This window comes from Brevundimonas sp., from assembly GCF_031082345.1.
Lineage (GTDB): Bacteria > Pseudomonadota > Alphaproteobacteria > Caulobacterales > Caulobacteraceae > Brevundimonas.
This window is the reverse complement of record NZ_JAVHLH010000060.1, coordinates 7,499-12,185: the sequence shown is the minus strand read 5'-3', so window position 1 is coordinate 12,185 and position 4,687 is coordinate 7,499. Positions and strand designations below refer to the sequence as shown.

4 protein-coding genes and 1 pseudogene are annotated in these 4,687 nt (G+C 68.5%); all 5 read left to right on the top strand.

Annotated elements, in window-relative coordinates; translation table 11 throughout:
* Positions 1-160: 160 nt before the first annotated feature.
* A complete protein-coding gene (locus RDU12_RS05890) occupies positions 161-622 on the top strand; it encodes a nuclear transport factor 2 family protein (RefSeq protein WP_300290593.1) in 462 nt (153 codons plus the stop codon).
* 43 nt (positions 623-665) lie between these two features.
* Positions 666-1,397: a DNA repair protein RecO gene (gene recO / locus RDU12_RS05885; RefSeq protein ID WP_308684256.1), complete on the top strand. Its 732-nt coding sequence runs from the start codon at positions 666-668 to the stop codon at positions 1,395-1,397.
* A 40-nt stretch (positions 1,398-1,437) separates the two neighbouring features.
* Complete coding sequence (gene parC / locus RDU12_RS05880) at positions 1,438-3,639, top strand: DNA topoisomerase IV subunit A (protein WP_300291323.1); 2,202 nt, start codon at positions 1,438-1,440, stop codon at positions 3,637-3,639.
* A gap of 79 nt (positions 3,640-3,718) precedes the next feature.
* The gene (locus tag RDU12_RS05875) at positions 3,719-4,297 is read left to right on the top strand and encodes a LemA family protein (RefSeq protein WP_300291325.1); all 579 of its coding nucleotides are present in this window, start codon (positions 3,719-3,721) and stop codon (positions 4,295-4,297) included.
* Positions 4,298-4,300: 3 nt separating this feature from the next.
* A pseudogene (locus RDU12_RS05870) lies at positions 4,301-4,687 on the top strand (protease); the annotation flags it as partial.

Below are 4,687 nucleotides of genomic sequence, written 5' to 3'. Positions count from 1 at the left end.
TGCATGGCTCCGCTCTTATCTAACTGTTAGGTTAAATGAACCGGCCGAGCCGGGTTGTCAACCGCTCGGTTAAATAAAATGCCGACCCCGGCGCCGAGGCGCCGCTTCCCCGGGGGACCAGGCTGGTCTAGCTCTGGTCGATCACATCGGAGAGCCCGCCATGCTGGAACTCGTCGCCGCCCTCGCCTTGGCCGCCGCGCCCGCCGCAACCCCGGAAGAGGACGTCGCCGCCACCATCGACGCCCTGCACGCCGCCGCTTCTCGCGCGGACGGGGCGGCCTATTTCGCCCTGTTCACCCCGGACGCCCGCTTCATCGGCACCGACGCGACCGAACGCTGGACGCTGTCGGAGTTCCGCGCCTACGCCGAGCCCTATTTCGCGCGTGGCCAGGGCTGGACTTACACCCCGGTGGAGCGGACGGTGACCGTCGCGCCGATCTCGTGCCTGTGCATCGCTTGGTTCGACGAGGTCCTCGACAGCGACTCCTACGGCGTCACCCGCGGCTCCGGCGTGCTGCGCAAGACGCGGGGAGTCTGGAAGATCGAGCAGTATGTCCTCAGCTTCGCCGTCCCCAACGACCGTGCCCGCGCGGTCCTCGAGGCGATCAAGCCTCCGGAATAGCGGAACGTATGGCCAACTTCCGCGCGCCGGGCTAACGGAGACGATGGATTTCACCGACGACGCCTTCGTCCTCTCGGCCCGCGCCCACGGCGACACCGGCGTGGTGGTCGAGCTGCTGACCGAAGGCCATGGCCGCCGCGCCGCCTATGTCGCCGGCGGGGCGTCGCGGCGGATGAAACCCTTCCTGCAGGCCGGGGCCCGGGTCACGGCCGACTATCGCGCCCGCACCTCGGACCATCTCGGCTCGGCGCGGCTGGAGCCGGTGGGGGAGGGGCCCAGCGCCCTGTTCGACGATCCGCTGGCCCTGACCGGCCTCGCCGCCGCCGCCGCGGTGGCGCAGGGGAGCCTGCCCGAACGCGAGCCGCACCCCGGCGCCTTCCTGGCCTTCGAGGCGCTGATGGCCGCCTTCGCCGTGCCGGACGTCTGGCCAGCCATCTTCGTGCGTTTCGAGGCGGGGCTGCTGGAAGATCTCGGCTTCGGCCTCGACCTGTCTCGCTGCGCCGTTACCGGGACCATGGACGACCTGGTCTGGGTCAGTCCGCGCACGGGCCGCGCCGTCAGCCGCGAGGCCGGCGAGCCCTATGCCGACAAGCTGCTGGTCCTTCCGCCCTTCATGCTCGGCGCCCAGGCGGGACTGGGGGAAGGGGACGTCGGCGCCGGCCTCGCCCTGACCGGCCATTTCCTCGAACAGTTCGTCTTCCACCCGCAGAACCGGCCGATTCCGCCCGCGCGGGTGTGGATGATCGACAAGCTGGGCGAGGCGGGGCGGCTTTAGGCGCTAGACTTCCCGCTCCAGACCGCCGATTCGAAGGCCCATGACCGTTCACACCCCGCCGCCGGAAGGCGGTCGCATCGTCGACGAACCGATGAGCGAGGCGCTGTCGCGCCGCTATCTCGCCTATGCGCTGTCGACCATCACCAACCGCGCCCTGCCGGACGTGCGGGACGGCTTCAAGCCGGTACACCGGCGCATCATGTACGCCATGCACCAGATGCGGCTGAACCCGCAGGCGGCGGCGCGGAAGTGCGCCAAGGTCGTCGGGGAGGTCATGGGGGGCTATCACCCGCACGGCGACGCCTCGATCTATGACGCTCTGGTCCGCCTCGCCCAGGACTTCTCCCAGCGCTATCCGCTGGTCGACGGTCAGGGCAATTTCGGCAATATCGACGGCGATAACGCCGCGGCCATGCGCTACACCGAGTGCAAGCTGACCGCCGCCGCCGTCCTGCTGATGGAGGGCATCGATCAGGACTCGGTGGACTTCAAGGCCACCTATGACGATCAGGACGAGGAGCCGATCGTCCTGCCCGCCGGCTTCCCGAACCTGTTGGCCAACGGCTCGTCGGGCATCGCCGTCGGCATGGCCACCTCGATCCCGCCGCACAATGTCGGCGAACTGATCGACGCCTGCCACCTGCTGCTGGAACGCCCCGAGGCGACGACGGAGGAACTGGCCGGCATCGTCCCGGGCCCGGACTTCCCGACCGGCGGCGTCGCCGTCGAGGGCCACGCCTCCATCCTCGACGCCTATGAGACGGGCCGGGGCGGGGTGCGCCTGCGCGCCCGCTGGGAGACCGAGGAGCTCGGCCGCGGCGTCTGGCGCATCATCGTCACCGAGATGCCCTACCAGGTGCAGAAGTCGAAGCTGATCGCCGACCTGGCCGATCTGATCGAGCACAAGAAGGCCCCGCTGCTCGGCGACGTCCGCGACGAGTCGGCCGAGGACATCCGGCTGGTCATCGAGCCCAAGAGCCGCACCATCGAGCCCGAGGTGCTGATGGAGAGCCTGTTCAAGCTCTCCGATCTCGAGGTCCGCTTCCCGATCAACATGAATGTGCTGGACGCCACCGGCACGCCGCGGGTCATGGGACTGAAGGCCTGTCTGCAGGCCTTCCTCGATCACCGCCGCGAGGTTCTGGTCCGCCGGGCGGGCTGGCGCATCGAACGCGTCGAGAAGCGGCTGCACCTGCTGGAAGGCCTGAGGATCGTCTTCCTCAACCTCGACGAGGTCATCCGCATCGTCCGCGAAGAGGAACAGCCCAAGGCCGTCCTGATCGCCCGCTTCGGACTGTCCGAACTCCAGGCCGACTTCATCCTCGACACCCGACTGCGCCAGCTGGCGCGGATCGAGGAAATGACCATCGAGAATGAATACAAGGCGCTGGCCGACGAACTTGCCGCGCTGCAGTCACTGTCGTCCTCGCCCGCCAAACAGTGGCGACAGGTCGGCAAGGACCTCGAGGCCGTCCGCAAGGCCCTGGTCTCGCCGCGCCGCACGACCATTTCCGAGGCCGTCGACACCGCCGCCATCGCCTCGATCGAGGCCTTCATCCCGCGCGAGGCCATCTCCGTCATCCTGTCCGAACGCGGATGGATCCGGGCGGCGAAGGGCAAGGTCGACGATCCGTCGGAGCTGAAGTTTAAGGAGGGCGACAGCCTCGCCTTCCTCGTGCCCGCCTATACGACCGACAAGCTGCTGGTGGCGGCGTCCGACGGCCGCATCTTCACCGTCGGGGCCGACAAGCTGGCCTCGGGCCGGGGGCACGGCGAACCGCTGCGGCTGATGATCGATCTCGACGAAAAGGCCGACATCATCAATCTGCTGGCCCATCAGCCGGGCGGCAAGCTGCTGGTGGCGTCAAAGGCCGGCTATGGTTTCGTCGCCCCCGAGGATGAGCTGCTGGCCCAGAAGCGCGGCGGCAAACAGGTGCTGAATGGCGAGATGCTGGCGGCCCTGCGTGTCACGGGCGATCACGTCGCGACCATCGGCGACAACATCAAGGCGCTGATCTTCCCGCTCGCCGACCTGCCCGAGATGGGCCGCGGCAAGGGCGTCAAACTGCAGAGCTACAAACAGGGCGGCCTCGCCGATGTCGCCGTGTTCGACGGCGCCCACGGCCCGGAATGGGTCGACGGCGGCGGCCGCCGCCGCAACTGGCCCGACTGGAAGGACTGGCTGGGCAAGCGCGCCAGCGCCGGGCGGCAGGGGCCGCGCGGACTGAGGAAGTTCAGGTGACGCCGATTTCACTATCGAGGGGCGCGCCGGCGCCCGATAATCCCGAAGGGTCGATTATCGGCCGAGGTTGGAGACCGCCATGCTGACCACCCTGATCGTCATCGCCGTCATCGTCGCCGTCGTGCTGTTCGTCATCGTCGGCGCCTACAACAAGCTGGTCGCCCTGGACCAGCGCGCCGACCAGTCGTTCGCCGACATCGACGTGCAGCTGAAGCAGCGCCAGGACCTGATCCCCAATCTGGTCGAGACGGTGAAGGGCTACGCCTCGCACGAGCGCGCCACCCTCGACGCCGTCACCCAGGCCCGGGCCGCGGCCGCGGGGGCCACCTCGGTCAACGACAAGGTCCAGGCCGAGAACATGCTGACCGCGACGCTCGGCCGGTTGTTCGCCGTCGCCGAGGCCTATCCGGACCTGAAGGCCAACACCAACTTCCTCGAGCTGCAGCGCGAGCTGTCGGACATCGAGAACAAGCTGGCCGCCGCCCGCCGCTTCTTCAACAACGCGGTCAGCGAGTTCAACGCCGTTCGCCGCCAGTTCCCCACCGTGCTGTTCGCCGGCATGGTCGGCTTCGGTTCGGACAAGCCCTTCTTCGACGTGGGCGAGGCCGACCGCGCCACGATGACCGCCGCGCCGCCGACGGTGAATTTCCAGGCCTGATCCATGGGCGCCGTCGGGCTCCAGACCCACATCTGGGCGAACAACACCCGGTCGATCCTGCTGCTGGCCGGCTTCCCCGTTCTGGTGGTCTTCATCCTCTACGGGGTGCAGCTGATCCTGATGGGGCTGGGCTTCATGCCCGGGACGGGCCGGGGGCTGGGCGACGACATGGCCCTGGCCGCCTCGTGGCTGGGCTGGACCGTGCCCCTGTCCTTCGTCATCGCCGCGATCTGGTTCGCCATCGCCTATTTCGGCAGCCAAGCTATGGTCGACGCCCTGACCGGCGCCCGCAAGGTCGAGCGCCGCACCGAGCCGGAGCTCTACAACCTGCTGGAAAACCTCTCGATTTCCCGCGGCCTGCGCACCCCGACCCTGCGCATCATCGAGACC

Bases quoted from the DNA above. Each gene is read 5' to 3' on its own strand.
- RDU12_RS05890 (WP_300290593.1), top strand. From the start codon at position 161: ATGCTGGAACTCGTCGCCGCCCTCGCCTTGGCCGCCGCGCCCGCCGCA.
- recO (WP_308684256.1), top strand. From the start codon at position 666: ATGGATTTCACCGACGACGCCTTCGTCCTCTCGGCCCGCGCCCACGGC.
- parC (WP_300291323.1), top strand. From the start codon at position 1,438: ATGACCGTTCACACCCCGCCGCCGGAAGGCGGTCGCATCGTCGACGAA.
- RDU12_RS05875 (WP_300291325.1), top strand. From the start codon at position 3,719: ATGCTGACCACCCTGATCGTCATCGCCGTCATCGTCGCCGTCGTGCTG.